27 protein-coding genes and 1 pseudogene are annotated in these 26,913 nt (G+C 63.9%); 16 read left to right on the top strand and 12 right to left on the bottom strand.

Translation table 11 applies throughout. The annotated features are described in order from the left end of the window. Positions 1-5 precede the first annotated feature (5 nt). Positions 6-821: a tRNA1(Val) (adenine(37)-N6)-methyltransferase gene (locus AC04SF_RS02905; protein WP_488476422.1), complete on the bottom strand. Its 816-nt coding sequence runs from the start codon at positions 819-821 to the stop codon at positions 6-8. Further along, positions 821-1,045, bottom strand: a complete 225-nt coding sequence (locus AC04SF_RS02910; RefSeq protein WP_096455869.1) for a putative signal transducing protein — start codon at positions 1,043-1,045, stop codon at positions 821-823. The genes AC04SF_RS02905 and AC04SF_RS02910 overlap by 1 nt, the downstream gene beginning before the upstream one ends. Before the next feature lie 203 nt (positions 1,046-1,248). On the opposite strand from AC04SF_RS02910, the gene AC04SF_RS02915 reads away from it, so the two are divergent. After that, positions 1,249-2,265 (top strand): polyprenyl synthetase family protein, encoded by a 1,017-nt coding sequence (locus AC04SF_RS02915; protein ID WP_095198726.1) that lies wholly within the window; start codon positions 1,249-1,251, stop codon positions 2,263-2,265. Here AC04SF_RS02915 and AC04SF_RS02920 read toward each other — a convergent pair. Next, a complete protein-coding gene (locus AC04SF_RS02920) occupies positions 2,249-3,718 on the bottom strand; it encodes an MFS transporter (RefSeq protein ID WP_488476423.1) in 1,470 nt (489 codons plus the stop codon). The two genes, AC04SF_RS02915 and AC04SF_RS02920, sit on opposite strands and share 17 nt — an antisense overlap. Positions 3,719-3,821: 103 nt before the next feature. On the opposite strand from AC04SF_RS02920, the gene AC04SF_RS02925 reads away from it, so the two are divergent. The 5 genes from AC04SF_RS02925 to AC04SF_RS02945 all read left to right on the top strand — a co-directional run bounded on the left by AC04SF_RS02925 (position 3,822) and on the right by AC04SF_RS02945 (position 8,364). Further along, a complete protein-coding gene (locus AC04SF_RS02925) occupies positions 3,822-4,427 on the top strand; it encodes a TetR/AcrR family transcriptional regulator (RefSeq protein ID WP_488476424.1) in 606 nt (201 codons plus the stop codon). An 84-nt stretch (positions 4,428-4,511) separates the two neighbouring features. Then, on the top strand, positions 4,512-5,180 hold the full coding sequence (locus AC04SF_RS02930; RefSeq protein ID WP_488476425.1) for a GntR family transcriptional regulator: 669 nt from the start codon (positions 4,512-4,514) through the stop codon (positions 5,178-5,180). 191 nt (positions 5,181-5,371) lie between these two features. Beyond that, positions 5,372-5,965 carry a biotin transporter BioY gene (locus AC04SF_RS02935; RefSeq protein WP_488476426.1) on the top strand — a complete coding sequence of 198 codons (594 nt, stop codon included), beginning with the start codon at positions 5,372-5,374 and terminating at the stop codon, positions 5,963-5,965. Further along, on the top strand, positions 5,962-6,411 hold the full coding sequence (locus tag AC04SF_RS02940) for a DUF1284 domain-containing protein (RefSeq protein ID WP_488476427.1): 450 nt from the start codon (positions 5,962-5,964) through the stop codon (positions 6,409-6,411). Before AC04SF_RS02935 ends, AC04SF_RS02940 begins: the two co-directional genes overlap by 4 nt. Before the next feature lie 177 nt (positions 6,412-6,588). Continuing rightward, entirely contained in the window at positions 6,589-8,364 is a 1,776-nt protein-coding gene (locus AC04SF_RS02945) for a tetratricopeptide repeat protein (protein ID WP_488476428.1), read from the top strand. Positions 8,365-8,434: 70 nt separating this feature from the next. On the opposite strand, the gene AC04SF_RS02950 is transcribed toward AC04SF_RS02945, so the two are convergent. Continuing rightward, the gene (locus AC04SF_RS02950; protein ID WP_488476429.1) at positions 8,435-8,896 is read right to left on the bottom strand and encodes a GNAT family N-acetyltransferase; all 462 of its coding nucleotides are present in this window, start codon (positions 8,894-8,896) and stop codon (positions 8,435-8,437) included. A 223-nt stretch (positions 8,897-9,119) separates the two neighbouring features. Between AC04SF_RS02950 and AC04SF_RS02955 the strand changes: the two genes are divergently transcribed. Beyond that, entirely contained in the window at positions 9,120-10,106 is a 987-nt protein-coding gene (locus AC04SF_RS02955; RefSeq protein WP_488476430.1) for a glycine--tRNA ligase subunit alpha, read from the top strand. On the opposite strand, the gene AC04SF_RS02960 is transcribed toward AC04SF_RS02955, so the two are convergent. Continuing rightward, on the bottom strand, positions 10,103-10,282 hold the full coding sequence (locus AC04SF_RS02960) for a hypothetical protein (protein WP_488476431.1): 180 nt from the start codon (positions 10,280-10,282) through the stop codon (positions 10,103-10,105). The two genes, AC04SF_RS02955 and AC04SF_RS02960, sit on opposite strands and share 4 nt — an antisense overlap. 195 nt (positions 10,283-10,477) lie before the next feature. Here AC04SF_RS02960 and glyS point away from each other — a divergent pair, with 195 nt between their 5' ends. Both glyS and AC04SF_RS02970 read left to right on the top strand, forming a co-directional pair. Continuing rightward, a complete protein-coding gene (gene glyS / locus AC04SF_RS02965; RefSeq protein ID WP_488476432.1) occupies positions 10,478-12,709 on the top strand; it encodes a glycine--tRNA ligase subunit beta in 2,232 nt (743 codons plus the stop codon). Positions 12,710-12,819: 110 nt separating this feature from the next. Further along, the gene (locus AC04SF_RS02970; RefSeq protein ID WP_488476433.1) at positions 12,820-13,143 is read left to right on the top strand and encodes an ATPase; all 324 of its coding nucleotides are present in this window, start codon (positions 12,820-12,822) and stop codon (positions 13,141-13,143) included. 106 nt (positions 13,144-13,249) lie between these two features. On the opposite strand, the gene AC04SF_RS02975 is transcribed toward AC04SF_RS02970, so the two are convergent. After that, a complete protein-coding gene (locus AC04SF_RS02975; protein WP_488476434.1) occupies positions 13,250-13,639 on the bottom strand; it encodes a hypothetical protein in 390 nt (129 codons plus the stop codon). 187 nt (positions 13,640-13,826) lie between these two features. Beyond that, positions 13,827-14,261: a hypothetical protein gene (locus tag AC04SF_RS02980; RefSeq protein ID WP_488476435.1), complete on the bottom strand. Its 435-nt coding sequence runs from the start codon at positions 14,259-14,261 to the stop codon at positions 13,827-13,829. Between the two features lie 177 nt (positions 14,262-14,438). Here AC04SF_RS02980 and AC04SF_RS02985 point away from each other — a divergent pair, with 177 nt between their 5' ends. The 3 genes from AC04SF_RS02985 to AC04SF_RS02995 all read left to right on the top strand — a co-directional run bounded on the left by AC04SF_RS02985 (position 14,439) and on the right by AC04SF_RS02995 (position 17,604). Beyond that, positions 14,439-15,413, top strand: coding sequence for an L-threonylcarbamoyladenylate synthase (locus AC04SF_RS02985; protein WP_488476436.1), 975 nt, complete (start codon positions 14,439-14,441; stop codon positions 15,411-15,413). 9 nt (positions 15,414-15,422) lie between these two features. Further along, on the top strand, positions 15,423-16,853 hold the full coding sequence (locus tag AC04SF_RS02990; RefSeq protein WP_488476437.1) for an FAD-binding oxidoreductase: 1,431 nt from the start codon (positions 15,423-15,425) through the stop codon (positions 16,851-16,853). 184 nt (positions 16,854-17,037) lie between these two features. Further along, positions 17,038-17,604, top strand: a complete 567-nt coding sequence (locus AC04SF_RS02995) for a DUF6101 family protein (protein WP_096455895.1) — start codon at positions 17,038-17,040, stop codon at positions 17,602-17,604. Positions 17,605-17,699: 95 nt separating this feature from the next. Here AC04SF_RS02995 and ubiA read toward each other — a convergent pair whose 3' ends face one another. Further along, complete coding sequence (gene ubiA, locus AC04SF_RS03000; protein ID WP_488476673.1) at positions 17,700-18,683, bottom strand: 4-hydroxybenzoate octaprenyltransferase; 984 nt, start codon at positions 18,681-18,683, stop codon at positions 17,700-17,702. A gap of 67 nt (positions 18,684-18,750) precedes the next feature. Beyond that, a pseudogene (locus tag AC04SF_RS03005) lies at positions 18,751-19,661 on the bottom strand (LysR family transcriptional regulator). A 90-nt stretch (positions 19,662-19,751) separates the two neighbouring features. On the opposite strand from AC04SF_RS03005, the gene AC04SF_RS03010 reads away from it, so the two are divergent. Then, a complete protein-coding gene (locus AC04SF_RS03010) occupies positions 19,752-20,573 on the top strand; it encodes a phytanoyl-CoA dioxygenase family protein (RefSeq protein ID WP_488476438.1) in 822 nt (273 codons plus the stop codon). Between the two features lie 153 nt (positions 20,574-20,726). Beyond that, positions 20,727-22,004: a phosphoribosylamine--glycine ligase gene (gene purD / locus AC04SF_RS03015; RefSeq protein ID WP_488476439.1), complete on the top strand. Its 1,278-nt coding sequence runs from the start codon at positions 20,727-20,729 to the stop codon at positions 22,002-22,004. Between the two features lie 12 nt (positions 22,005-22,016). Here the strand turns inward: purD and AC04SF_RS03020 are convergent, their stop codons facing one another. Next, positions 22,017-23,129, bottom strand: a complete 1,113-nt coding sequence (locus tag AC04SF_RS03020; RefSeq protein ID WP_488476674.1) for a glycoside hydrolase family 25 protein — start codon at positions 23,127-23,129, stop codon at positions 22,017-22,019. 132 nt (positions 23,130-23,261) lie between these two features. Next, complete coding sequence (locus AC04SF_RS03025) at positions 23,262-23,498, bottom strand: hypothetical protein (RefSeq protein ID WP_488476440.1); 237 nt, start codon at positions 23,496-23,498, stop codon at positions 23,262-23,264. Positions 23,499-23,712: 214 nt separating this feature from the next. On the opposite strand from AC04SF_RS03025, the gene AC04SF_RS03030 reads away from it, so the two are divergent. Beyond that, on the top strand, positions 23,713-25,482 hold the full coding sequence (locus AC04SF_RS03030; protein WP_488476441.1) for an acyl-CoA dehydrogenase family protein: 1,770 nt from the start codon (positions 23,713-23,715) through the stop codon (positions 25,480-25,482). Positions 25,483-25,513: 31 nt separating this feature from the next. Next, positions 25,514-26,266 (top strand): crotonase/enoyl-CoA hydratase family protein, encoded by a 753-nt coding sequence (locus AC04SF_RS03035; protein ID WP_488476442.1) that lies wholly within the window; start codon positions 25,514-25,516, stop codon positions 26,264-26,266. A gap of 4 nt (positions 26,267-26,270) precedes the next feature. Here the strand turns inward: AC04SF_RS03035 and pdxH are convergent, their stop codons facing one another. Further along, on the bottom strand, positions 26,271-26,888 hold the full coding sequence (gene pdxH / locus AC04SF_RS03040) for a pyridoxamine 5'-phosphate oxidase (protein WP_488476443.1): 618 nt from the start codon (positions 26,886-26,888) through the stop codon (positions 26,271-26,273). Positions 26,889-26,913: the final 25 nt, after the last annotated feature.

Genomic DNA, 26,913 nt, shown 5'->3' on the forward strand with positions numbered 1-26,913 from the left:
ATAGCTCAATCTCCAAACAACGAGGCGAGACCGTTGGCGATCATTTCGCTGCGCTCGTCGGGGCCGTTGCCCGATTGCGCGTGAAGCATAAGGGGTGGGCGGATTGCGAGCTTTCCGCGCGCGCCGAGTGCTGCCCGCACGATGATGCGGATCGCGGCTGCGTCGGGGCGAGGGTGGACGGCAAGCATCTCTGCATCGCCGAAACGGCCTGACATCGCGTCGAGGATGGCGCCGAGCTGTTCGGGCCGCGCAATGACGGCAAGTCCGCCGCGCGGCCTGACCACCGCCGCCGCACTGCGGATCCAGCTTTCGAACAGGCGGTCCTCCATGACATGGGCTTCCTTCCGCAGCCGGTCAGGCGTGGCGCGGTCCCGGGCGGCGTTGAAGGGCGGGTTCATGATGACGTAGTCGAAATCATTATCAGCGAGGCCGGCTGCCGCTCGCGCCCGGCCGGATACCGTGACATCGGCGATAAGCACGGACGCACGATCGCTGAGATGGGCATTGCCGGGATGAGCAAGGGTGGCCGCGGCAAAGGCCGCCATTTCCGGCGCGCGTTCGACCAGCACGGCCTGGGAAGCCGGACAGCGCGACAGCACGGCCAGGCCGGCAGCGCCGGCGCCGGCGCCGAAATCGGCGAGGCGTCCGTCGAACGAGGATGGCACGGATGCCGCCAGCATCATCGCATCCATGCCGGCGCGGTGGCCGCCATGCTTGGGCTGCACGAGCCAGAACCGGCCGCGATGGAAGGCATCGACCGTATGGGCCGGCGTGTCCGGGCCAAGGATGTCAAGGGCAGGGGCGGCTGGCGCGGCCGACATTATTTTGTGCGGATCTCGTTGGCGATGCCGGCGTCCGTGAGGATGCGACGTGCTGCATCGGCCTGGTCAGCGTCGACCATGACGCGCTTCTGCAAAAGACCGATCGACCCTTCGAGAATGCTCATATTCTGATCGGCGACGAAGCAGGCAATGCCAGCGTCGCGCATCAGCGATTCGACAAAGGAGATGATGACGGCATCGTTGGTGCGGACAAGCTCTATCATCGTATGAAACTCGCAGTTTGCGCTATTGATGTAAACGGGCAGGGGATTCCGCGGCAGAGCCTCGCTTCCTGCCGGATCGTTAACAAGCTGTCACCGGCGCCGCGCCAATTCGCCACTTGCCGTGGCCGTGTCCGCCGCCCTAGAGTCCGTATCGGGACTAAGGGTGCCGTCGCACGCGTTATACCAAGGCGGGAGTGATTGTCGTGGGTGTCGTTCTCAACATCGAAAACGGGAAGCGGGAACCCGCCTCCATCAAGGATCTCATCGATCTGACGGCTGCCGATATGGGCCGCGTCAACGAATTGATCCTGTCCAAGGCCGGCTCCGACGTCGAGATGATCCCGGAGGTTGCCAACCATCTGATCTCGTCCGGCGGCAAGCGGCTCAGGCCGATGCTGACGCTCGCTGCCGCGCAGATGTTCGGCTATGCCGGCGAGGGCCACGTCAAGCTCGCCACCTCGGTCGAGTTCATGCATACGGCGACGCTTCTCCACGACGACGTCGTCGACGAGAGCGGCATGCGGCGCGGCAAGAAGACCGCCCGCATGATCTGGGGCAATCAGGCGAGCGTGCTGGTCGGCGACTTCCTGCTCGGCCAGGCCTTCCGCATGATGGTCGATGTCGGTTCGCTCGAAGCGCTCGACATCCTGTCGAGTGCAGCCTCGATTATCGCCGAGGGCGAGGTGATGCAGCTTGCCGCCGCCAAGAACCTCGAAACCACCGAGGATGAGCACTTCGCAGTCATCAAGGCCAAGACCGCTGCGCTGTTTTCGGCCGCCGCCGAAGTTGGACCGGTCATCGCCCAGGCAACCCGCAATGATCGCGCCGCACTTCGCTCCTACGGCATGAATCTCGGCCTTGCCTTCCAGCTCATCGACGATGCGCTGGACTATGGCGGCACCAGCAAGGATCTCGGCAAGAATGTCGGCGACGATTTCCGCGAGGGCAAAGTGACCTTGCCGGTCATCCTCGCCTACCGGCGCGGCACCAAGGCCGAGCGCACCTTCTGGAAGCGCGCCATCGAGGACAATGTCGTCGACGACGCCGGCCTGGAAAAGGCGATCGGCCTGATGACCCGTCACGGCGCCATTGCCGACACGATCGGCCGCGCCCGGCATTTCGGCGAGATCGCCCGCGACGCGCTGGCGCCGCTGGAGGAAACGTCGCAGAAATCGGCGCTGATCGACGTCATCGATTTTTGCATCAGCCGGGTGAACTGAACGGCGTCACTTCGGCGTCGGCTACTTTCCCCGGCAGGACCATTGCGGCCAGCAGGCTGAACACGATGCCTGCCGCCGCAAGCCAGAAGGCCAGCTCTATGCCGTCGGCGATGGCGGTCTTCAGTGCATCGCCCGTCAATCCGGCAATGTGGCTGTTGGCGACGGCGATCAGCGTCGCCATGCCGATGGCGTTGCCAATGTTGAGCGTCGTGCAGGCCATGCCCGAGGCAACGCCCTGTTCGTCATGCGCGACACCCGAAGCAGCCGCGATCCACATCGCGGTCCAGACGATGCCTTGGCCGACACCGGAGATGATCAGGCCCGGAACGAGGGCGGCATAGCTGCTCTCGGCCGACGCGCCAAGGACCATCAAGGCTGTGCCGGCCGCCCCGATAACCATGCCGCCAACCAGGGTCGAGGGTGTCGAAAAGCGCGTCGCCAGCCGCTCGCCGAGCTGCGTGCCGGTGGCGATAGCGATCGATGGCACCAGGAAGGCGAGGCCGGTCTCCAGCGCGGTGAAGCCATGCACGGTCTGCAGCAGCACGGTGAGGAAATAGGGCAAGGCCCCGAACGTTCCCATGTAGAGGAAGGTGATCGTCATGCCGGCGACCAGGCTGCGGTTGCGGAACAGGCGCAGCGGCATAAGCGGGTCGGCGCTCCGTGCCTCGATCACGGCGAAGACTACCAGGAAGAATGCCGCCAACAGGGCGCTGGTGAGGATTGTCGGTGACGTCCAGCCATAGTCCGGTCCCTGAACCAGCGTGAAGACTAGCAGCGTGGCGCCCGCGGTGACGGTGAGCGCGCCGGGCAGGTCGAAATTGCGATGCGCCTGCCGCTTCGGATCACGCGGGATGATGGCAAAGGCGGCGGCGATGGCGATCCCGGCCAGCGCCACATTGACATAAAACACGGCCGGCCAGCCGAAGGCGCCGGTCAAAAACCCTCCCGCCAGGGAGCCAAGGGTCAGGCCGCTTGCCCCGGCGCCACCCCAGACCGCGAGCGCCCGGTTGCGCTCCGGCCCTTCCGCGAACAGGCGATTGATCAGCGACAATGTCGCCGGAAACAGGAAGGCAGCGCCGATGCCTTGCACGGCGCGCGCCGTGATGATGACCCCGGGCGACCACGCGAGGCCGCCAAGTAGCGATGAGAGCGCATAGAGCCAGAGCGCGAAGATGAAGACGCGGCGCTGGCCGACCAGGTCTGCGGCGCGGCCGCCAAACAGCAGGAAGCCGCCGGTGAAGACCGTGTAGGCGCTCACCACCCATTGCAATGTCTGGCCGGAAAAGCCGAGGCCCGAGCCGATCTCCGGCAGCGCCACGAAGACGATGTTGAGGTCGAGCGCGATGATGAGCTGGGCGAAGGCGAGCAGCGCCAGCGTGGCGCCGCGCCCGCTGCCGGCCGCCGCTTGAGTTGGCGCGATATCGAGCGCCGCGTCTTGATTGAGTGAACTCATGTCAGTCTCCGGTTTCCGATTCTTTATCGATTGACAAAGAATTGGAATTTGCAATCCGGAGTCAAGCGGATTATTTGTTGATCGATAAAAAATGGAGTTGGCGATGGCGGGCAGGCCAAGGGAGTTCGATCGTGATCAGGCGCTTGAGAAGGCGCGGGATGCCTTCTGGACGCGCGGCTACGAAGGCACCTCGATGGCCGATCTCGTCTCGGTGCTCGGCATCGCCTCGGCGCGCATCTACGCGGCCTTTGGTTCCAAGGAGGATCTGTTTCGGGAAGCGGTCGGCCTCTATGAGGCCAATGAAGGCGGTTTTGCCACACGGGCGCTTGCGGAAGAGCCGGCCGCCCGGCGCGCCATCGAGCGGATGCTGCGCGATGCCGTCGAAACCTACACAAAGCCGGGGCGGCCGCAGGGCTGCATGGTGGTATCGGCCGCCACCAACTGCGCCGTCGAGAATGACCGTGTGCAGGAGTGGCTGGCACAGCACCGCCGCGCGCGCACGGTATCGATCGTCGAGCGGCTGAACGAGGCTGTTCGGGACGGCGAACTGAAACCGGGTACGGATGCCGAGGCGCTGGGCGATTACTACGCCACGCTCATGCACGGGCTTTCGGTACAGGCGCGTGATGGCGTACCAAACAAGCGCCTGCACGATCTCGTCACTGTCGCCATGCAGGCGTTGGACGCAAGGTTGGCAGGGCGCCCCTGAATGCCGGTACCGTTTCGCCAGGCAGTTGTGGAAGCCGGTCTCGCCATCTCGACAAGCGGCCCTTCCGCAAATTATCTATAAAACATGGCAAAGGGCACGGACGACACCATCGCGGTGCGCATCAGCAAGGTGCTGGCGGACCGCATCATCTCGGGCGCGATCGAGCCTGGCGCCCGGTTGCGCCAGGATCATGTCGCCGAGGAGTTCCACACCAGCCATGTTCCGGTGCGCGAGGCGTTCCGCCGGCTGGAAGCGCAAGGCCTGGCCGTCAGCGAGCCGCGCCGCGGCGTGCGCGTCGCGGCCTTCGATCTCGGCGAGGTCAAGGAAGTGGCTGAAATGCGGGCCGCCCTCGAGGTGCTGGCGCTGCGTCATGCCGCGCCGCATCTGACGTCAGCCATTCTCGATCTTGCCGAGGAAGCCACCAAGGCCGGCGATAAGTCCCGCGACGTCAGGTCCTGGGAAGAAGCCAACCGCGCCTTTCACCGGCTGATCCTGGCACCATGCGCCATGCCGCGCCTGCTCGCCACCATCGACGATCTGCACGCGGCCAGCGCCCGCTTCCTGTTCGCGGCATGGCGTTCGGAGTGGGAGGCGCGCACCGACCAGGACCATCGGGCGATCCTGACCGCCCTGCGGCAAGGCAACGCCGAATCGGCCGCAGCGACTCTGGGACGGCATGTCCAATGGATTGGCCGCAAGCCGGTCCGGACGGCCTCCGGCGCGACGCGCGAAGCCTTTGCGATCGTGGGTTGACGCAAGTCGCCCAAAAGTGGCCCCCGGTTTTGGGAACACGACACGCATGAAGCAATGATCCGAAGCGCGTCGCGACGCAGGTCAGACGGTCTTTGTCGTGGGAAGGCTTGCTATCCCGGCGAAAATGTGGATTCGATAATAGATCGAAAACCGAAATTATCTATAATTTCAAATCGAGCGAAGGAATCCTCATGACAGACATCGCATTCACGTCCAGCAAGCCGTCTTTCAGCCCGCTCCGGCTCCAGGATCGCTCGCTCACCTGGCAGGTCGGAGCCGTCGTGCTCGGCACGCTGTTCCTGGCGATGTCGTCCTACATCGAAGTGCCGATGGTGCCGGTTCCAGTGACCATGCAGACCTTCGCGGTGACGCTCATTGGCGCCCTCTATGGCTGGCGGCTTGGCGCGGTCACCATCGCGGCGTGGCTTGTCGAGGGTGCTGCCGGCTTTCCGGTGCTGGCCGGCGGCGCGGCCGGCGTGGCGCATTTCGTCGGCCCGACCGGCGGCTATCTCTTCGCCTTCCCGGTCACCGGCGCGCTGGTCGGCTGGCTGGCCGAACGCGGCTGGAACGGCAACAAGGTGCTGCTTGCCTTCGCCGCCATGCTGCTCGGCAATCTTGCCTGTCTGGTGCTCGGAACGGCATGGCTTGCCGTCATGATCGGCACTGAGAAGGCCATCACCTTCGGCTTCCTGCCGTTCATCGTCGGCGGATTGCTGAAGTCGGCGCTTGGTGCTGCGACGCTCATGGCGCTTCGCGGCGGCAAGGCCAAGCCGGCCAATTCGTGACGATCAGGCTGCGCGCCCACCACCTCCTTTGCCTGCTCACCTATGTGGGCAAGGGATACAGCCCCGCTTTCACCGCCAATTACGACGCGGTTGCGGAGCGCCTGAGCCGGGGCGAGGATATCCTCCTCGTTTCCGGTCCAGACGACATCTGCGCGCCTTTGCTCGATGAGCCGGAACCGCATTGCCTCAACGAGAGCGTCATCGAGCGGGACCGGCTTGCCGCACGCGATGTCGGGGATCTGCTGGCCCGGCCAATCCAGGCGGGCGTCCACGTCGATCTCGACGCGGCAACCCTGGCGCGGGTGCGCCAGGCGTTTTCTGTCGGTGGCGTGCGCAAGGCTTGCGACGGCTGCGAATGGAACGAGCTGTGCAGCGCGATAGCGGCCGGCGGCTTTGCCGATACGAAGGTGCAGCGATCCGTCGCGCCGGGAGAGCGTGGACCTTGACGCGGGCTTTTCCGCGGTCGAAAGTCGCCTTCAGCCATGGTTTGTTAATCGGCTGACCCGATTGTGAATTTCAGGCGGATTGAAGCGCGACCCCAAAAAGGCCATGCTTTGCCCGGAAAGATCGAGTCTACGTCGATCCCGCTGATGCGGAGATGGCGCCTGGCTGAAAGGGATACGATGCAGCAAGGACGTGCGCGCTGGCTGACAAGGCTGGCAATTGTGACGGGCATGGCGATCTCGGCTCTGCCGGCCTATGCCAAGCAATCCACCGAACCGGTCAAGATCTCGTCGTTCTCGGGCGCCTATCTGGCCGCCCGGATCGCCGAAGGCGACAATGATCTCGACAGCGCCATCGCCTACTACAAGCAGGCCCTGGCCTTCGATCCGGGTGACACCGGCCTGCAGCAGAGCCTGATGCTGTCGCTGATCGCGCAAGGCCGCTTCGACGAATCCCTGGTCTATGCCGACAAGCTCAAGGAAGTGCCCGATGTCGAGCGCTTCTCGCGCTTGGCACTGGCGGTCGATTCCTTCCACAAGAAGGATTTCACTAAGGCGCAGTACTGGCTCAAGCTGTCGCTGGAGTCCGATCTCGACCGGTTGATCTCCGGCGTCATGTCCGGCTGGGCGCAGCAAGGCGCTGGTGAAGCCACGGATGCGATGGCTTCCATCGACAAGCTGCAGGGCCCTGACTGGTTCGGTCTGTTCAAAGCCTTCCACCGCGCCCTGATCGCCGATGCATCCGGCATGCCTGAGAAGGCCGAGGCGATCTACGCCGCAACGCTGCAGGACACGACCGCCGGCGGCGCGGCGCCCGAAACCTGGATGCGCAATGCGCAGGCCTATGCCTCGTTCCTGGCCCGCAAGGGCGACAAGGCCAAGGCGATCTCGGTGCTCGACCAGGCCGAGGCGTTTTCGCCGGGCAAGCTGGAAATCGTCGCCCTGCGCGACAGGATCGCCAAGGGCGACAAGATCCCGCCCTTCGTCTCAGGTCCGTCCGACGGCGCTTCCGAAATCCTGCTCGATCTGGCCACCGCGCTCAACCGTGGCGGCGGCGAACCGTTCGTCCGCCTTTATCTGCAATACGCGCTCGCCCTGAGGCCTGACAGCGATGCGGCTCTCGTGCAGCTCGCGGCCGTCGCCGAACAGCTTAAGGATGGCGAGGGCGCCATCGCGCTCTATCGGCGGATCCCTGACTCTTCGCCGCTGAAGGAGCTGTCGGACCTGCAGCTCGGCCTCAACCTTGCCGATCTCGACCGCCATGACGAGGCGATCACCCATCTGAAGGCCTTCGTCGACGCGCATCCCAACGACATGCGCGCCTATCTGGCGCTTGGCGGGGTCTATTCCTCCAAGGATGATTTCCGCTCGGCCGCCAATCTCTATGACAAGGCCGTCGAGGTGCTGAAGACGCCGACCGCGGCCAACTGGAATATCTTCTATCAGCGCGGTATCGCCTACGAGCGACTGAAGGAATGGCCGAAGGCCGAGCCGAATTTCCGCAAGGCGCTGGAGCTGCAGCCTGATCAGCCGCAGGTTTTGAACTATCTCGGCTATTCCTGGGTCGACATGAACACCAACCTGAAGGAAGGCCTGGCGATGATCCAGAAGGCCGTCGATCTCAGGCCGAGCGACGGTTACATCGTCGATTCGCTGGGTTGGGCCTATTTCCGCCTTGGCAGGTTCGACGACGCGGTGCGCGAAATGGAACGCGCCGTATCGCTGAAGCCGGAAGATCCGGTTCTCAACGACCATCTCGGCGACGCCTATTGGCGCGTCGGCCGCAAGCTGGAAGCCACCTTCCAGTGGAACCAGGCCCGCGACCTGAAGCCCGATCCCGACGTGCTGGCCACCTTGCAGCAGAAGCTGATGAAGGGCCTGCCGCCGATCGAGTCCAACACGGCGCAGGAGACCCCGAAGGTCAAGCCAGAGCCTGTGCCTGCCCCGAAGGGGTGAAATCGGCTTTTTTGGAATGCAAACGGGGCTCTTTCGGAGTCCCGTTTTCGTTTGGAATGGCGCGCCGTCCTCAAAATAGTTTGCGGTAGACGACAAAGCCGGAGCGTTCGCCGACCTTGTCATAGAGCTTCATCGCGGTTTGGTTGGTCTCGTGTGTCAGCCAGTACACCCGGCCGGAGCCGGCGGCCTGCGCGCGCTCATAGACGCCTTCGATCAGCGCCCGGCCGATGCCATTGCCGCGCGAAGCCTGCGTGGTGAAAAGATCCTGCAGATAACAGTTCGGCGCGATCGCCGTCGTACTGCGGTGAAAGAGATAGTGCACGAGGCCGTGGAGCTGTCCCTCGCTTTCGGCCACCAGCGCATGGACCGGCTCATAGGCGTCGAAGAAGCGCGACCACGTCATCGCGGTGATCTCGCTCGCCAGCGCCGTCTCGCCCGAGCGGCCATAAAATGCGTTGTAGCCGTCCCACAGCGGCAGCCATCGGTCGAAATCCTGTCGCGTGACCGGGCGGATGATGATGGAGCTGGACATTGCTGGACCTGTCGTCGTTGCTGTGGGCTGCGAGGGACGAAACAGACCGCAGGCTCCCGAGGCCGGCAATGGGCCAGTCTCCAGCAAACTCTTCAACACCACGCAGCGCGCTCATGGCGGCCCGCATCCGGCGCGCCTTGCTTGACGCTTCGCCGTCGTGTCTCTAGGACGTGCCGCTAAGAGCATGATCCCGGAAAGTGGGTACCGGTTTTCGGAAAAGATCATGCTCAAGGGACAGGCTCTAGCCTTTGCTGTCGAGGCCACCGTGACGATTGAAATTCCCGCCCATATGCATCCCAGCCGCTCGTTCCAGGGGCTGATCCTGACCTTGCACAATTACTGGGCGGCCTATGGTTGCGTCATCCTGCAGCCCTACGACATGGAGGTCGGCGCCGGAACGTTTCATCCGGCAACGACGCTGCGCGCACTCGGGCCCCGGCGCTGGAACGCCGCCTACGTCCAGCCCTCGCGCCGTCCCAAGGATGGCCGCTATGGCGAGAACCCGAACCGGCTGCAGCATTATTACCAGTACCAGGTGATCCTGAAGCCGAACCCGCCGAACCTGCAGGAGCTCTATCTCGGCTCGCTGGCGGCGATCGGCGTCGACCCGCTGCTGCATGACATCCGCTTTGTCGAGGATGACTGGGAAAGCCCGACGCTGGGCGCCTGGGGGCTGGGCTGGGAATGCTGGTGCGACGGCATGGAAGTGTCGCAGTTCACCTACTTCCAGCAGGTCTGCGGCATCGAATGCGCGCCGGTGGCAGGCGAGCTGACCTACGGGCTGGAGCGGCTGGCCATGTATGTGCAGGGCGTCGACAATGTCTACGACCTCAACTTCAACGGCCGCGAGGGCGCCGACAAGGTGACCTATGGCGATGTCTTCCTGCAGGCCGAGCAGGAATATTCGCGCCACAATTTCGAATACGCCAACACGGCGATGCTGCTCAGGCATTTCGAGGACGCCGAGGCCGAGTGCAAGGCGCTGCTCGAGGCCGGTGCGCCGGCATCGAACGACAATCTGCCGATGCACAAGATGGTCTTCCCGGCCTACGACCAGTGCATCAAGGCCAGCCATGTCTTCAATCTGCTCGACGCGCGCGGCGTGATCTCGGTCACCGAGCGGCAAAGCTACATCCTGCGGGTGCGCAATCTGGCGAAGGCCTGCGGCGAGGCGTTCTTGAAGACACAGGCGGGTGGATTGGCGGCCTAGCTGGCTGCTTTCGAGGGGGCGGCGAATGCGCTGGTCGGCGCAACGTTCTGACCGCTGGCACCGTCGATGGTCCGCATTGCCTGCCGTACGCCCGGCATCGAGAAGGCGCCGTGGACCTGCGCGGTGAAGCAGGCGCTGAGCGCGAGGATCTGCAGAAGTCTGGATGCCGTTTTCATGGTCGTTCAGCCAATAGTTCCCTGCCTGAGCGTGGGTCGCTCCAGCGCTGCGTTCGGTTCATGGAAATCTTTGATCCAAGGACGGGCCGGATCGCTTTGGCCCGACAGGGCGGTCAAAATTTCTGGAAAGGGTGACAGCGGCCAGCCGAGTTGCTATGCCCCGCCCGGACCACTCTCCCGCATGAGCTGACCCCAATGCCCGACCTGCTTCTAGAACTTCGCTCCGAGGAAATCCCCGCGCGCATGCAGCGCAAGGCGGCGGGTGATCTCAGGAAGATGCTGACCGACGGTCTGGTCGAGGCGGGTCTGACCTATGAGGCGGCGCGCGAGTACTGGACGCCACGGCGCCTGACGCTCGACATCAGAGGGCTGACGGCACGCTCGAAGGATATTCGTGAAGAGATCAAGGGACCGTCGACGACGGCGCCCGAGCAGGCGGTACAGGGGTTCCTGCGCAAGGCAGGGCTGTCCTCGGTCGCCGAGGCGCATGTCCATTCCGACCCGAAGAAGGGCGACTTCTATGTCGCCCATATTTCGAAGCCGGGCAGGGCGGCCGAAGAGATCATCGCCGAACTGGTGCCCGGCATTATCCGCAACTTCCCCTGGCCGAAATCGATGCGCTGGGGGCCGGCCTCGGCCAAGCCGGGCTCGCTGCGCTGGGTGCGGCCGCTGCAATCGATCCTGTGCACTTTCGGCCCGGAGACCGAGGAGCCTGTCGTGGTCGATTTCGAGATCGACGGCATCCGCTCCGGCAATATCACCTACGGCCACCGTTTCCTGGCGCCGGGCGAAATCGCCGTGCGCCGCTTCGACGATTATGTGAGCAAGCTGGAGGCGGCAAAGGTCGTGCTCGATGCCGACCGTCGCAAGGAGATCATCCTTGCCGACGCCCGCAACCTTGCCTTTGCCAACAGGCTCGACCTGGTCGAGGACGAAAGCTTGCTGGAAGTGGTGTCCGGGCTGGTTGAATGGCCTGTCGTGCTGATGGGCGAGTTCGAGCAGGATTTCCTCGCCATTCCGGCCGAAGTGATCCGGTTGACCATCCGCGCCAACCAGAAATGCTTTGTCACGCGCCCGCAAGGTGAAGGCGAAGCGCTCTCCAACCGCTTCATCCTCACCGCCAACATCGAAGCCAGGGACGGCGGCAAGGAGATCGCCCACGGCAACGGCAAGGTGGTGCGCGCCCGTCTGTCCGACGCGCTCTATTTCTGGACGACCGACCAGGGCGATCTGCCCGATCTCGGCCAGCTCGAAGCATCGGCTGAAAAGTTCGGGCTCGATCTGAAAAAGCCGCTCGACCAGCGCATGGCCCGCCTCGATCATCTCGGCGTGACCTTCCACGCCAAACTCGGCACGCAGGGCGAGCGGGTGGAGCGGATCAAGCGGCTCGCCGAAGAACTGGCGCCGATCGTCGGCGCCGATCCCGCGCTCGCCGCTCGCGCAGCCGTTCTCGCCAAGGCCGATCTGCAGACCGAAGTGGTCGGCGAGTTTCCGGAACTGCAGGGCGCCATGGGCCGCAAATACGCGCTGCTGCAGGGCGAGCATTCATCCGTGGCCGCGGCCATCGAGGAGCACTACAAGCCGCAAGGTCCATCTGATCGTGTACCGAGCGATCCGGTGTCGGCTGCGGTAGCGCTTGCCGACAAACTCGACACGCTGGTCGGCTTCTGGCTGATCGACGAAAAACCTACTGGGTCAAAAGACCCCTATGCCTTGCGAAGGGCAGCGCTGGGCGTGGTCAGAATATTGGTGGAGAACAGCGTACGGCTGAACGTCGTTGAAACGATGGAAGCTCATGTTCCGCGAGTTCATCAATCGATAAAGGAGGCTCTCCTTAGGCAAGGTGGAACCTTCGCTATCGGCCAAGGAATGCAACAATTCAGAGGGAGGCAGGTTGATTCCAACGTCCTCGACCTCCTCGCCTTCTTCCACGATCGCCTCAAAGTCTACCTTCGCGACCAGGGCGCTCGCCACGATCTCATCGACGCCGTCATCACGCCGCAGTCCGACGACCTCTTGCAGATCGTCCGCCGCGTCGAAGCGCTCGGCTCCTTCCTCGACACCGAGGACGGCAAGAACCTGCTCGCCGGCACCAAGCGTGCGGCCAACATCCTGGCTGCCGAGGAGAAGAAGAAGACGGCGGTCGCCGGAACCGTTGAGCCGGCTTTGTTCAAGGAGAATGCCGAGAAATCGTTGTTTGCAGCGGTGAATCAGGCCGAGAAGCAAGCCGGCGAAGCGATTCAAAACGAAGACTTTTCGGCCGCGATGCTGGCGCTTAGCGCGTTGCGCGAACCCGTTGATTCATTCTTTGAAGGTGTTCTCGTGAATGATGAAGACCTGGCGGTGCGAGCCAACCGTCTGGCGCTTCTCACACGCATCCGCGCGGCGACGGGTCAGGTCGCGGATTTCTCGAAAATCGCCGGCTGAGCGCCCAGGAAAAATATCTCTCAGCCGGGCGTTCGAGCCGGCTTACAGTCATATGACGATGATCTCTCCGTGGCAAAAGGGACATGTTCCCCAACCCAACGGAGGCTTCCATGAATTCCGATCACGACATCGAAGTGACTGAAGAAACCTCGGCCGCCGCCGAGGCGCTTGAATCCGCTTCCGAAACCGATCACGACGCCGCTGCCGCCGTCGAAGCCGCCGATCACTCTGGCGACGAGGATGGCGACGAAGAAGAAGGCGACGACGAAGACGGCGAAGAGTCTGACGAAGCGGCCACGGCCTCGGGTGAAGACGACGAAGATGAAGACGAAGACGACGCTGATGACGCCGTGAAGGCCGAAGGCGACGACGCCGAAGAAGAATCCGAAGACGGCGAGTCCGAAGAAGACGACGACAAGGAAGAAGTGGCCTGAGATTTCAATCCGGCTCTGTCGAGAAAAGGGGGCGGCGCATCTGCGCCGCCTTTTTTGTCCATCTTTCCGGACACTGACTTGTCAGTTGTCCCGAAACGCTGACTTGTCAGTCCTCCAGGATGCTGACGCGCACGCTGTTTTCATAGACGTCGACCTGGATCAGCGGTTCGCCATTGACGATGGCGCGCTTGGTCGACGAACTCATCGCGCCGGGGCGCTCCAGCATGCGCTGCAGGTCGGCGCGCGCGTCGTTGGTCGTGAACCACTCATCGCCCTGGTCGTCTCTGTCGCGGCGACGGAATTTGTGCCAGTTGGCGCGATCCTGGCGCACCATCTGCGCGGCGTTGTCCAGCGCATAGCCATCGCTCGCCTGATGATCCCTGTCGGAAATGCGCGCGACATAGGATCCCAGCATGTCATCGGCTTGCGCCGCACTGGCGCCCAGCAGCGACGCCAGCAGAAGCCCGGCCACGGTAACGGTCTTGGATAGTCTCATGATCAACCCCCTTTGAAACGACGAAGCCCGTCTGTCAGAGCCGCCCCTTTGCCTCAAGCACTTGGCTAAATTCAGGCGGCGGCGTCCAGCGAGATGTGCCGCACGAACTCGCGCGGCAATGGTGCGCCGAGCGCCGGAGTGCCGTCAAGCTGTCAACGATCTGGCCAGTCCGGCCGTTTGCCGGCCGCTACTTGACCTTGCCGACGCCGGAAGCGGGCATGGTCGATGCGGCCGGTTTCTTCTGCGTGTTCGATGCCGGAGCGGCCGAGGCGGTCGCCTTGGCTGGAGTGGGGGCAGGGGTGGTGGCCGCAGCTGGTGCCTTGCCTTGCACCGGTGTCGCGAAGTCACCGCCGACGACGCCGCCGCGAATGATCATCGGGCCTGGCATGAAACCGTGCCGTGCCTCGGGCGCGTTGGGGATGGCCGCCACCTTCTCATAGGTGACGTCAGGCTCGCCGAGCGCAACGACGGACATCACATCGCTTGCCTTCGTGTCATCCGCCTTGAGGGTCAGGACGGAGGGCGTTGTGGCCGGCGCGCCGGGAAAGACCAGCGACGAGGCCGGAGCTTCGCCGCTCAACGCCGCCAGGGTGATGATACCCAGCAGGATACGCACAGACACGATGACCACTCCCCTTTGCCCAAGCCCGAATGGTAGTCGACCGGAATTGATGCCGGCTTTCGCGGAAACATAGCATTTTAGGAATTGATAAATCGCCAAGGCCCGCTCTTGCCGAACGGCCGGCTTGCCCAACAGCCGCCATCGTACTACGCAGCCTGCATCTGCGAGGTGACGAGAGTGGCTGAGATACTTGCCGTCGGCGAGGCGTTGGAGCGGGCACTGGCGCTGCTCGAAGGCGGCGATGTCGTCGCCATCCCGACGGAGACCGTCTACGGGCTTGCCGGCGACGCCACCAACGGCATTGGCGTGGCGCGCATTTTCGAGGCCAAGGGTCGGCCGCGTTTCAACCCGCTGATCGCCCATGTCGCTGACATGGCGATGGCCGAGCGCATCGCGGTGTTCGATCCATTGTCGAAGAGACTGGCACTGGCGTTCTGGCCGGGTCCGCTGACGCTGGTGCTGCCGCAGCGGCCCGGTAACGGCATCCATCCGCTGGTCACGGCCGGGCTCGACACGATCGCCTTGCGCATGCCGAAGGGCTTTGGCGGCGATCTCATCGCAAAACTCGGCCGGCCGCTCGCCGCACCCAGCGCCAATTCATCCGGCAGGATCAGCGCGACGACGGCGCAAGCGGTGGCAGCCGATCTCGGCGCACGCATCAAGCTGGTGGTCGATGGCGGCGCGACGCCGGTCGGACTGGAATCGACCATCGTCAAGGCCGAAGGGGCAGGATTGCGCCTGCTTCGTCCCGGCGGCATCGCCGCCGAAGAGATCGAGGCGGCCATCGGCATGACGCTGTTGCGCGGCGGCACCGCCGGCGTCGAGGCGCCGGGCATGCTTGCCTCACACTATGCGCCGGGCGCGGCGATGCGGCTCAATGCTGATACGGTTGGTGAGGGCGAGGCGCTGCTTGCCTTCGGCGGTCAGCGGGCCGAAGGTTGGCGGCATGCAGCCGCCTTCCTCAATTTGTCCGTATCAGGCGATCTGCGCGAAGCGGCGAGCAATCTTTTCGCCTATATGCAGGATCTCGATCGCAGCGGCGCACGCACCATCGCTGTCGAGACGATTCCCTTCGACGGGCTTGGCGAGGCCATCAACGACCGGCTCTCGCGTGCCGCCGCCCCTCGTGACAACACTCAGCCCACACCGTAGTTTTCCCGCATGACCGAAATTTCAGCAAAACTCGATCCCGCTGTCATCGATCGCTTCGCGGCGATTGTCGGTAACAAATACGCGCTGCGCGACGAACAGGACATCGCGCCCTACCTCATCGAGCGGCGCGGGCTCTGGCATGGCGTGACATCGCTGGTGCTGCGGCCGGGCAGCGTCGACGAGGTCAGCCGAATCATGCGTCTGGCGACCGAGACGGGAACGCCGATCGTGCCGCAAAGCGGCAACACCGGTCTGGTCGGCGCCCAGGTGCCGGACAGATCCGGCCGCGAGATCATCCTGTCGCTGTCGCGGCTGAACCGCATCCGCGAGATCGACGTCCTGTCGAACACAGTGACTGTCGAGGCTGGCGTCATCCTGCAGACGCTGCAGGAGGCGGCCGACGCCGCCGACCGGCTGTTTCCGCTGTCGCTCGCCGCGCAAGGCTCCTGCCAGATCGGCGGCAACCTTTCTTCCAATGCCGGCGGCACCGGCGTGCTGGCCTATGGCAACGCCCGCGAACTCTGCCTCGGCGTCGAAGTGGTGCTGCCGACGGGCGAGGTCTTCGACGATCTGCGCAAGCTGAAAAAGGACAACACCGGCTACGATTTGAAGAACCTGTTCGTCGGCGCCGAAGGCACGCTCGGCATCATCACCGCCGCTGTCTTGAAGCTCTTCCCGAAGCCGAAAGGCAGGGAGGTCGCCTTTGCCGGCATGTCGTCGCCCAAAGCGGCGCTGTCGCTCTTTACCTTGGCGATGGACTGGGCCGGCGCCTCGCTCACCGCTTTCGAGCTGATCGGCAAAAGGCCTTACGACTTCACGCTGAAGCATGGCCAAGGCATCACGCGGCCGCTGGCCGATGATTGGCCATGGTATGTGCTGATGCAGGTCTCTTCAGGACGTTCCGAGGAAGACGGCAGGGCGCTGATCGAGGAGATCCTGGCCGAGGCGCTCGAGCAAGGCATCATCGGCGACGCAGTGGTCTCGGCAAGTCTTGCCCAGGGCGATGCCTTCTGGAATTTCCGCGAGACGCTGCCAGAGTGCCAGAAGCCCGAGGGCGCTTCGATCAAGCACGACATCTCGGTGCCGACAGCCGCGATCCCGGAGTTCATCGACAAGGCGGCCGGCGTGGTGGAAGGGGTCTGCCCCGGCGCACGCGTGGTCTGCTTCGGCCACATGGGTGACGGCAATCTGCATTACAACATCTCGCGCCCCGTGGACTGGCAGGATGAGGCGTTCCTCGACCTTTACCATCCCATGAACCACGCCGTGCACGATGTCGTGCGCACCTTCCACGGTTCGATCTCGGCCGAGCACGGCATCGGCCAGTTGAAGCGCGACGAACTGATCGCCACCGCGCCGCCGATGGCTATCGATCTGATGCGCCGGGTGAAAGCCGCCTTCGATCCGGCCGGCATCATGAATCCCGGTAAGGTTATCTGATCCTTTCAACATCTTGTGGTCGGTGGCATTCCGATAACCATCCCTGAGATCAGCAAAATTTAACCGACTTTCTTAAGCGCGGCGGTAAGGAGCCCACGCTACTGTTTCCCCATAACGAGGCCGGGAAAACTGGCCCGGAGAGAACCGGACACCGGCTCTCAGGAGACAGACAGGAAGGCACTCTATGAACACCGGACTGAAGCCAGTCTGGGCGGGACGCAACATGCGCCTCGACCCATTCCGACTGCCCCAGATGGTCAGCTACGCCACGCGCGACGACTACGGCGACGTGACGTTCACCATCGACCACCGTGGCGCCGTGATCCGCCGCATGCTCGAGATGAGCGGCGTGCCGGCGATCATCGCCCTTCCGGCCAATGCGTTCCGCGGCGTCGCCGCCCGCGCCATGGAGGATCCGGAAGGCAATGTCACGGTGACGCTCGAACTCCTTCACAATGATCCAATGCTGTCGGTGCCGCTTTTGGTGGCCGACGATCTCGACGATGTCGCCGCCGACTGGCGCGCCTGGGCTGATGCCTACCGCCTGCCGATGCTGTTGATCGAATCGGACGGCGTCGCCCGCACCCTGGAAGAATCGCTCGGCGCCGCCATCAAGACGCTGCCGCCGCAGGATCGCCGCAAGGGCCGCATTTCGCACACGCGCCGCCCGCGCTTCCTCGCCCGCCGCAGGGCCGGCAACCTCGGTCTCAGGCTGGTCATCGACGGCCAGGAGATCATTTCGAGGGAGTGAGAAGCGGTTCGCGTAGCGAACGAAAAGCCAATTGCTTGGCTTTTCGAGCTTCGAACGCCCTGAGTCTGCGAAGGGCCAGGGCGCGGAAAAAGCCGCTACACCAGCGGCTTCAGCGCCACCCACACTGCGCCACCGATCAGGCCGAGGAAGATCAGCCAGCCGACCTGGTTGTTCGACCGGAACAGCCGCAGGCATTGGTCCGGATCGTTGATATCCAGAACGGCGATCTGCCGTGCCATATGGGCGCCGGCGGCGATCAATCCTGCCAGCGCCACCACCGGCGCCTGCGCCGACGCGAAGGCAATGGCGAAGCAGATCAGCGTGCCGCCGTAAAGCCCGACCAGCCACGACTTGGTGTTGTCGCCGAACAGCCGTGCCGTCGAGCGCACGCCGACAATGGCGTCGTCTTCCTTGTCCTGATGCGCATAGATGGTGTCGTAGCCGATCACCCACAGGATCGAGCCGATATAGAGCATGATGGCGGGGCCATCGAGATCGCCGAACTCGACCGCCCATCCCATCAGCGCGCCCCAGGAAAAGGCAAGGCCGAGAAACAGTTGCGGCCAGTTGGTTATCCGCTTCATGAATGGATAGATGGCGACAATCGCCAGCGAGCAGACGCCGAGCAGGATGGCGAAGCTGTTGAACTGCAGGAGCACGACAAGGCCGACCAGGGCCTGCAGCACCAGAAACAGCCAGGCCCGCCGGCGCGTCGTCTGGCCCGACGGCAGCGGACGCGAGCGGGTGCGTTCGACCTGGTTGTCGATGTTCTCGTCGACGATGTCGTTGTAGGTGCAGCCGGCGCCGCGCATGGCGATGGCGCCGACCAGGAACAGCACGAGATACAATGGTGCCGGCAGCAGCGAGAGCAGCGGGTCGCCGGGGCGGGGATAGGCGCTCGCGGCGAGCGCCGCCGACCACCAGCACGGCCACAGAAGCAATTGCCAGCCGATCGGCCTGTCCCACCGCGCAAGCTGTGCATAGGGCCAAACCGCGCGCGGCAGCACGCGGTAGACCCAATGGCCGTTCGGTGCATCGGCGACACGGCCCTGGACCGCTTTCGACTGGATAGGTTCCATATCCATGGAGTGGCAGCAGCCGCGGAAACCGTCAAGCGGCTAGCGGATGCGGGCTGTCGCCGACCCCTCAAGAGGTGAAGATGTCGCGCGTGGAAAACCAGTCTTTCGCCGTCTCGACGAAGGCAAGCGCCGCATTCGACACTGCAGCTGCGTGTCATAGGTGAGGATGATGCGCTGCATCGGCAGCGGATCCGACAATGGCTTGCAGATCAGGGGCAGCCCGTCATAGCTGCGGTCGCCATGCGGCCTTGTGTAGCTGACGGCGACACCAAAACCGTTTGCAACCATGCTGCGCTGGAGTTCGAACGAACTCGTCGCCCTGTCGGCCACCGGCGAAAGGCCACGGCTGCGGAACAGGTCGAGCATGTGCTGCCAGCTCTGCGGCTGGTCCGTCGTGATCAGCGGATAGGCGGCCAGATCGGCCAGACTGACCTCGGCACGGTCCGCCAGCGCATGGCCAGCCGGCAACAGCGCATGCGGCCGCAGCTCGTGCAGCAGGATGCGGGCGAAATGCGACGGCAGGCCGAGATCGTAGCTGAGGCCAAGATCGATGGCGGCGTCCGCCAGACGCCGCCCGAGCGTTTCGAACGTCTCGTCGCGAACGATGACAGCGACGTCTGGATGGCGCTCGGAGAAAGCGCGGATGAGACCCGGCGCGAAATAGGGCGCCAAATCCTCGAAACATCCAAGCACCAGCTCACCGCCGACGGCTAAATTGCCCGCCCCGAGGCTCATCAGTTCATCCGTCTCGGCAAGAACCAGTTTTGCCTTCGCCACGATGACACGGCCGAAGGAGGTCAGCGAAACGCCGCTCCCGCGCTGGCGCACGAACAGTTTCTGGCCGAAATCCTTTTCTATTGCGTCGATCGCCACGGAAATCGAGGGCTGGGAAATGTTCAGCGTCCTGGCTGCGCCGGTGACGCTTCCGTGGCGGGCGACCGCAACCAGATAACGCAACTGCGTGAGAGTCAGGCTCATAGTTTCGTTCTATGTGTCAGATGAGAAGTTATTATTTTACTGAATGAAGGCGCATTGCGATAGTCGTCCCGATCCTGAAAGGAGGACACTATGGTCTCCCAGACTGCTGCCCGCGCCATCGACACCAGCCTGATCGATGCGGAGACGATTGCCGACTATCAGCGCGACGGTGCGGTTTGCATCCGCGGCGCCTTCAAGGGCTGGGTCGATACGATTGCCGCCGGCATCGAGCGCAACATGCAGAACCGCAGCGCCACCGCGTCCGATATCGCCAATGGCCGCGGCAGTTTCTTCGACGACTACTGCAATTGGGAGCGCATCCCCGAATTCGTCGAGGTGGTGCGGAAATCGCCGGCCGCGCAAATCGCGGCGGCGGTGATGCAGTCGCGCACCGCGCAGTTTTTTCACGATCACGTGCTGGTCAAGGAGCCCGGCACGCAGAAGCCGACACCCTGGCATCAGGACATCCCCTATTATTTCGTCGACGGCCAGCAGACGGTCAGCTTCTGGATCCCCATCGACCCGGTGAAGGAGGCGACGCTGCGGCTGATCGCCGGCTCGCACAAATGGGACAAGATGATCCTGCCGGTGCGCTGGCTCGACGACAGCAATTTCTATGCCGGCGAGGGCGATTATCTGCCGGTGCCCGATCCCGACAAGGACCCGTCGACGAAGGTGCTTGAATGGGAGATGGAACCGGGCGACGCCATCCTGTTCGACTTCCGCACCGCGCATGGTGCGCGCGGCAATCTAACCGCGGCCCGGCGGCGGGCGCTGTCGCTGCGCTGGGTCGGCGACGATGCCCATTATGTCGAGCGGCCGGGCCGCACATCGCCGCCCTATCACGGCCATGGCATGCAGCCGGGCCAGAAATTGCGCGAGGACTGGTTCCCCGTGGTCTTTCCCGGCTGAAGCGGGCCAGAATATGGGCGCCGGTATTCGGCGCCCATATTCGGCTGGGATAACGTTCCCGTGCGCAATTCGGATCAAAACGCCCTGATGCCTTGACCCGTCGCCCGGAGAGCAATAGCGGGTGCTCTCCAGGGTTTGCATTATGAGGTGGCCATGAACGTTCTTCTTCTAGGCTCCGGCGGCCGCGAACATGCGCTTGCCTGGAAGATTGCCGCCTCGCCGCTGCTGACCAAACTCTACGCGGCTCCCGGCAATCCCGGCATCGGCAGCGAGGCCGAACTGGTGAAGCTGGATATCACCGATCACGCTACCGTCGCCGCCTTCTGCCGGGAGAAGAAAATCGACCTCGTCGTCGTGGGTCCGGAAGGGCCGCTGGTCGCCGGCATTGCCGACGATCTGCGCGCCGAAAACATCCGCGTCTTCGGCCCTTCCAAGGCCGCCGCGCGGTTGGAAGGCTCTAAGGGTTTCACCAAGGATCTCTGCGCTCGATACAACATCCCCACTGCCGCCTATGGTCGTTTCCACGATCTGGCCTCGGCCAAAGCCTATGTCGAAAAGACGGGTGCTCCGATCGTCATCAAGGCAGATGGGCTCGCCGCCGGCAAGGGTGTCACCGTCGCCATGACGCTGGACGAGGCGAGGGCGGCCCTCGATGCCTGTTTCGAGGGCTCCTTCGGCGCTGCCGGCGCGGAGGTGGTGGTCGAGGAATTCATGACCGGCGAGGAGGCGAGCTTCTTCTGCCTCTGCGACGGCACCACGGCACTTCCCTTCGGCACCGCGCAGGACCACAAACGCGTCGGCGATGGCGACACTGGCCCCAACACCGGCGGCATGGGCGCCTATTCGCCAGCGCCGGTGATGACGCCTGAGATGATCGAGCGCACCATGCACGAGATCATCGAGCCGACCATGCGCGGCATGGCCGAGCTTGGCGCGCCCTTCGCCGGCATTCTCTTCGCCGGGCTGATGATCACGGACAAGGGGCCGAAGCTGATCGAATACAACACCCGCTTCGGCGATCCGGAATGCCAGGTGCTGATGATGCGGCTGAAGGACGACCTCTTGGTGCTGCTCAATGCCGCCGTCGACGCCCAGCTGGCGCACACGTCCATACGCTGGCGCGACGAGGCGGCGCTCACCGTGGTGATGGCGGCGCGGGGCTATCCCGGCACGCCGGAAAAAGGCTCGGTTATCCGCGGCGTCGAGCAGGCGGCGAGCGACGGCGTCCAGATATTCCATGCCGGTACCGCCATCAATGGCGGCGCGCTGGTCGCCAATGGCGGCCGCGTCCTCAATGTCACGGCGACCGGTGCCACGGTCGGCGCGGCGCAGGCGCGGGCCTATGCCGCGCTCGACCGGATCGACTGGCCTGACGGGTTCTGCCGCCGCGACATCGGCTGGCAAGCCGTGGCGCGCGAGCAGGCAAGCTGAGATTTCGGCAGCCTAGGGCTGGCCGCGATCGATTTTGGTCGAAGCGGTGCTGACCGGGTCGGCCGCGGCAAAGGCGGCGTCAAGCTGCTCGGGTGAGCGCTGCCCGGTCCGCATCCAGGCGACATATTGCACGATGCCGAAGCCCGGGCGGCGCGGCACGGTCTTTACGACAGGCATGCGGAACCCGTCGCGGAATTTCGACCAGCGAGAGCCGAGCACCGAGACCATTTCCTCGAAGGTCGGCGGCGTTGCCACATCGGCATAGATGAGTGTGGCCTTGCCGGCGAGCGCTGCTTCGCGCGCGAGCGGCACCGGCACGCTGGCGAGATAGTCGGATGGCACGTCGATCAGCCCGCCAAAGGGCCATTGCTGGCGCAGTGTGGCGGCATCCGTCGGCGCGACGTTGACGTCGATATCGTTAGGCGTGCCGGCAACCCTGTAGGGGCAACGGAAACGGCCGCAATTGGCCTGCGCCGAGAATTGCCAAAGTGCGTAGCTCCGCCAGTTGCCCATCGGAAAATGCACGTCGATGTCGGGCTTGTAGCGCGCGTACCAAAGCGGCAGCCGCGACAGGAGCCGGTATTTGTAGCGGTTGTCGGCGATGTACTGGGCGGTCTTGCCGTTGGTGTAGAGCACCGGGAAGCGGCCGACGCGCCGATGCACCTGGCGCACGAACTCCTCGGCGTCGTCGAGCGACATCCATTGCAAGGGATCGATGCCCTCGATATCGAGAACCATGAGATCGTCCGACGCGGGGTCGGCGAAGTCGAGAAAATTGTTGGCCTGCTCGACCGGATTGCCGGGGCGGGCGAGGTGATAGGCGCCCCATTTCAGACCGAGCGCCTTGGCGACGACCCGGCGCGTCTGGAACAGTTCGCGCGTCACTGCATGGCGCTTCCACAGCGCTTTGCAGAGCTTCACGTCGGTGTCGCTGCCGAAACAGAAATAGGGCGGCGGCATGCCGTCGGAGGCCTTGTTGATGAAGGCGACGATGCGCTTGTCGGTGGCAAGCTGCGCCCAGTCGATGGAATTGTACTCGTAGGCGTCGACGACCAGCGCGCGGTCGGCACTCTTCCACGGCTCGGAAAAGTCCGAAGCCTTTGCCGCCGATATCAGCGCCATCATCGCCGCAAGAGCGATCGCTGAGCGGCGAAGAAGATGCGCCGGCGTTTTCAAACAGGGGGTCCCCGTTGATCAAACACCGATGGTGAACCGGTATGGTTAAGGAATACTTCTCGATGCAGAGGCCGTGGGAACCTAGCGCCGGCTGAACAGCTGAAATTCGAACGGGTCGGGCGCGGGCTCCTGCCGTAGCGTGCCTTCGGCGGCGCGCTTGCGGTGGTGGGCAAGCGAACATTGCGGCGAGCACAATATGCCGCGATCCGACCAATAGGCTGCACCGTGTTCCAGCTGGCCGCCATGATGCCAGAATCCCGTTGCGCGATAGGGCAAGCCGCATTCGATGCAGCGATAGGCGTCTGGTCTGGCGAGCATGGGCTGGTTCCGGTCGGCTGGTTCTGGTCTGTCGCCGGTCGACTTGATGCGGCGTGGATCGAATTTAATACAGGCCGGCGCGATTGCAAAATCCGCGTGACAAAATTTGACGTTTACGTAAAAAGAAACCGGGAGGCCGCCCAAAGGCGGATGGTTTTGCGGCCGCGCCGGCTCTAGGGTTGGCGAGGCCGATGCATCAGGAGGATCGAGCGGCATGTATCGGGCACCGGTCGAGGATATCGCTTTCACCTTGAAGCACGTGGCGGGCATGAAATCGGCCCTCGATGCCGGCACGTTCGGCGATCTCGGCGAGGACCTGGTCGATGCGGTCCTCAGCGAGGCTGGCCGTTTCGCCACCGAGGAGGTGGCGCCCCTCTACAAGATCGGTGACGAACACGGAGCCGTGCTGAAGGACGCCGCCGTCACCACGCCGCCCGGCTGGAAGGAGCTTTACCGCCGCTGGATCGATGGCGGCTGGAATGCGCTGTCGGGGCCTGAAGAGTATGGCGGCCAAGCGCTGCCGACCATGCTTGGTGTCGCCGCGCTCGAAATGTGGAACTCCGCCGCCATGGCCTTCGGCATCGGCCCGACGCTGACCATGGGCGCTGTCGAAGCACTCGACCAGCATGCCTCCGAAGCGCTCAAGGCCAAGTATCTTGCAAAGCTCGTATCGGGCGAATGGATGGGTACGATGAACCTGACCGAGCCGCAGGCTGGCTCGGACCTCGCTGCCTTGCGCGCCCGCGCCGAGCCCGCCGGCGACGGCACCTACCGTATCTTCGGCCAGAAGATATTCATCACCTATGGCGAGCACGATTTCACCGACAACATCATCCATCTGGTGCTGGCACGGCTGCCGGACGCACCGGCCGGCACGCGCGGCATTTCGCTGTTCCTGGTGCCGAAGTTTTTCGTCAATGATGATGGCTCGCTCGGTGCCCGCAACGACGTCTTCTGTTCTGGCCTCGAGCACAAGCTTGGCATTCATGCCTCGCCCACTTGCACCATGATCTATGGCGACGGTTTCCAGGGTGCCAAGCCCGGCGCCATTGGCTGGCTGATCGGCGAGGAGAACAAGGGCCTGGCCTGCATGTTCACCATGATGAACAATGCGCGGCTGTGCGTCGGTATGCAGGGTGTCGCGGTCGCGGAAGCCGCCACCCAGAAGGCAATCGCCTACGCCAATGAGCGGCGCCAGGGCAAGGCGGCGGATCACGCCGGGGCCGGCATGGCGCCGATCGTCCATCACCCCGACGTGCAGCGCAATCTCCTCACAATGAAGGCGCTGACGCAGACGGCGCGAGCGATCAGCTATTCCTGTGCCCACGCCATCGACATGGCACGGGTCTCGGACGGTGACGAGGCTGCGCATTGGCGCGACCGCGCCAATCTCTTGACACCGCTGGCCAAGGCATTTTCGACCGATGTCGGTGTCGAAGTGGCCTCGTTCGGCGTGCAGGTGCATGGCGGCATGGGCTTCATCGAGGAGACGGGGGCGGCAGCGCTCTATCGCGATGCCCGCATTGCGCCGATCTACGAGGGCACCAACGGCATCCAGGCGATCGATCTGGTCATGCGCAAGCTGCCGCTCGGCGGCGGCGAGCATGTGCATGGCTTCATCGGCGAATTGGCTACGGTCGCCAACGCCGTGCGCATCTCCAACCTGCAGGGTTTCGGCCGCACCGCCGATGCGCTCGATGCTGCACTCAACGATCTGACACTGGCGACCCGTCTCCTGCAGAGATTGTCGGCCGACGGTCGGGTGGAGGAGGTGCTGGCGGGCGCGACGCCGTATCTGCGGTTGATCTCGCTTGCCGCTGGCGGCGCTTATCTGGCGCGGGGCGGTCTTGCCGATCAGGGCCGCATCGCCCTTTGCCGCTTCTTCGCCGAGAATCTGCTGGGCGAGGCACGTACATTGAAGGAACGCGTCATCGACGGCGCGGAGAGCCTCGCTGCCGCCGGCAAGTCGCTGATATCAGCTTGAATTCTCACAGCGCTCACCAGGGAAAAAGACCGTGACAGACCATATCCTCGTCGAGCGCCAGGGCGCCATCCAGATCATCCGCATGAACCGCCCGGACAAGAAGAACGCACTGACGCGCGCCATGTACGCGAAAATGTCCCAAACCTTGGCCCAGGGTGACGCCGATCCGGCGGTCCGCGTCAATGTTTTCCTCGGCGTGCCCGGCGCCTTCTCCTCCGGCAACGATCTTGCCGATTTCATGGTCGTCGCCACCGGTGGCGATGGCGGCACGGAGGTCTGGGATTTCCTGATGGCGCTGGCCCGGGTCGAAAAACCCATCGTCTCCGGCGTAGACGGCATCGCGGTCGGCATCGGCACCACGATCAATTTGCATTGCGACCTGACCTTCGCCACGCCGCGCACCGTGTTCAGGACGCCTTTCGTAGATCTCGGCCTTGTGCCCGAGGCGGGATCGAGCCTGCTGGCGCCGCGCATCCTGGGGCAGCAGGGCGCGTTCGCGCTGCTCGGCCTCGGCGAAGGCTTTTCCGCCGAGCGCGCCAAGGCCGTTGGCCTGATCTACGAAGTGGTCGAGGAAGACGCGCTGGAAGCCTCGGTCCTGGCGGCCGCCGGCCAGATCGCCGCCAAGCCGCCGCAGGCGCTGAAGATCGCGCGAGATCTCATGCGTGGCTCGCGCGACGACCTCATCGCCCGCATCGGCGAGGAGAGCGAGCATTTCCGCGAGCGGCTGAAGTCGGACGAGGCGCGCGCGGCGCTCACCGCATTCATGACCAGAAAGAAGAGCTGAGCCTTCAGGGATAAAGCCGCGTCTTGTCCCAGCCGCCTTTGGCGTTACGGGAAAAGACCGCCCGGTCGTGCAGCCGGAACGGACGGTCGTGCCAGAACTCGATCGTCTTCGGCACGATGCGGAAGCCCGACCAGTGCTTCGGCCGCGGAATCTCACCGATGGCGTAGCGCGCCGTGTATTCGGCGACTGCTTTCTCCAGCGCGAAGCGGCTTTCCAGCGGCCGTGACTGTTTTGAGGCCCAGGCGCCGATACGGCTGCCGCGTGGGCGCGTGGCAAAATAGGCGTCGGCTTCCGCGTCGCTGACGATCTCCACCGGACCGCGAATGCGCACCTGCCGGCGCAGCGATTTCCAATGGAAACACATCGCCGCCTTCATGCTGCCAAGAATCTCCTGGCCCTTCGCGCTTTCGAAATTCGTGTAGAAAACAAAGCCGCCTTCATCGAACCCCTTGAGCAGCACCATCCGCACATCCGGCATGCCTTCGGCATCGACGGTCGCCAGTGCCACGCCATTGGCGTCATTGATTTCGCTCTTGGTGGCGTCATCAAGCCATGCGGCGAAGAGGCGAAACGGCTCTGCCGCTTCGGTAAAGTCACTGGTTGTTAACTCTGTGTCACTCATAGTTTTTCTCAAATTGTCACGAAAT

Source organism: Mesorhizobium sp. CNPSo 4671, assembly GCF_057784245.1.

What these genes read in the sequence shown, in the direction of transcription:
- AC04SF_RS02905 (WP_488476422.1), bottom strand. Translation starts at nt 821, where the DNA reads ATGTCGGCCGCGCCAGCCGCCCCTGCCCTTGACATCCTTGGCCCGGAC.
- AC04SF_RS02910 (WP_096455869.1), bottom strand. Translation starts at nt 1,045, where the DNA reads ATGATAGAGCTTGTCCGCACCAACGATGCCGTCATCATCTCCTTTGTC.
- AC04SF_RS02920 (WP_488476423.1), bottom strand. Translation starts at nt 3,718, where the DNA reads ATGAGTTCACTCAATCAAGACGCGGCGCTCGATATCGCGCCAACTCAA.
- AC04SF_RS02925 (WP_488476424.1), top strand. Translation starts at nt 3,822, where the DNA reads ATGGCGGGCAGGCCAAGGGAGTTCGATCGTGATCAGGCGCTTGAGAAG.
- AC04SF_RS02930 (WP_488476425.1), top strand. Translation starts at nt 4,512, where the DNA reads ATGGCAAAGGGCACGGACGACACCATCGCGGTGCGCATCAGCAAGGTG.
- AC04SF_RS02935 (WP_488476426.1), top strand. Translation starts at nt 5,372, where the DNA reads ATGACAGACATCGCATTCACGTCCAGCAAGCCGTCTTTCAGCCCGCTC.
- AC04SF_RS02945 (WP_488476428.1), top strand. Translation starts at nt 6,589, where the DNA reads ATGCAGCAAGGACGTGCGCGCTGGCTGACAAGGCTGGCAATTGTGACG.
- AC04SF_RS02950 (WP_488476429.1), bottom strand. Translation starts at nt 8,896, where the DNA reads ATGTCCAGCTCCATCATCATCCGCCCGGTCACGCGACAGGATTTCGAC.
- AC04SF_RS02955 (WP_488476430.1), top strand. Translation starts at nt 9,120, where the DNA reads ATGCTCAAGGGACAGGCTCTAGCCTTTGCTGTCGAGGCCACCGTGACG.
- AC04SF_RS02960 (WP_488476431.1), bottom strand. Translation starts at nt 10,282, where the DNA reads ATGAAAACGGCATCCAGACTTCTGCAGATCCTCGCGCTCAGCGCCTGC.
- glyS (WP_488476432.1), top strand. Translation starts at nt 10,478, where the DNA reads ATGCCCGACCTGCTTCTAGAACTTCGCTCCGAGGAAATCCCCGCGCGC.
- AC04SF_RS02970 (WP_488476433.1), top strand. Translation starts at nt 12,820, where the DNA reads ATGAATTCCGATCACGACATCGAAGTGACTGAAGAAACCTCGGCCGCC.
- AC04SF_RS02975 (WP_488476434.1), bottom strand. Translation starts at nt 13,639, where the DNA reads ATGAGACTATCCAAGACCGTTACCGTGGCCGGGCTTCTGCTGGCGTCG.
- AC04SF_RS02990 (WP_488476437.1), top strand. Translation starts at nt 15,423, where the DNA reads ATGACCGAAATTTCAGCAAAACTCGATCCCGCTGTCATCGATCGCTTC.
- AC04SF_RS02995 (WP_096455895.1), top strand. Translation starts at nt 17,038, where the DNA reads ATGAACACCGGACTGAAGCCAGTCTGGGCGGGACGCAACATGCGCCTC.
- ubiA (WP_488476673.1), bottom strand. Translation starts at nt 18,683, where the DNA reads ATGGAACCTATCCAGTCGAAAGCGGTCCAGGGCCGTGTCGCCGATGCA.
- AC04SF_RS03010 (WP_488476438.1), top strand. Translation starts at nt 19,752, where the DNA reads ATGGTCTCCCAGACTGCTGCCCGCGCCATCGACACCAGCCTGATCGAT.
- purD (WP_488476439.1), top strand. Translation starts at nt 20,727, where the DNA reads ATGAACGTTCTTCTTCTAGGCTCCGGCGGCCGCGAACATGCGCTTGCC.
- AC04SF_RS03020 (WP_488476674.1), bottom strand. Translation starts at nt 23,129, where the DNA reads ATGATGGCGCTGATATCGGCGGCAAAGGCTTCGGACTTTTCCGAGCCG.
- AC04SF_RS03025 (WP_488476440.1), bottom strand. Translation starts at nt 23,498, where the DNA reads ATGCTCGCCAGACCAGACGCCTATCGCTGCATCGAATGCGGCTTGCCC.
- AC04SF_RS03030 (WP_488476441.1), top strand. Translation starts at nt 23,713, where the DNA reads ATGTATCGGGCACCGGTCGAGGATATCGCTTTCACCTTGAAGCACGTG.
- pdxH (WP_488476443.1), bottom strand. Translation starts at nt 26,888, where the DNA reads ATGAGTGACACAGAGTTAACAACCAGTGACTTTACCGAAGCGGCAGAG.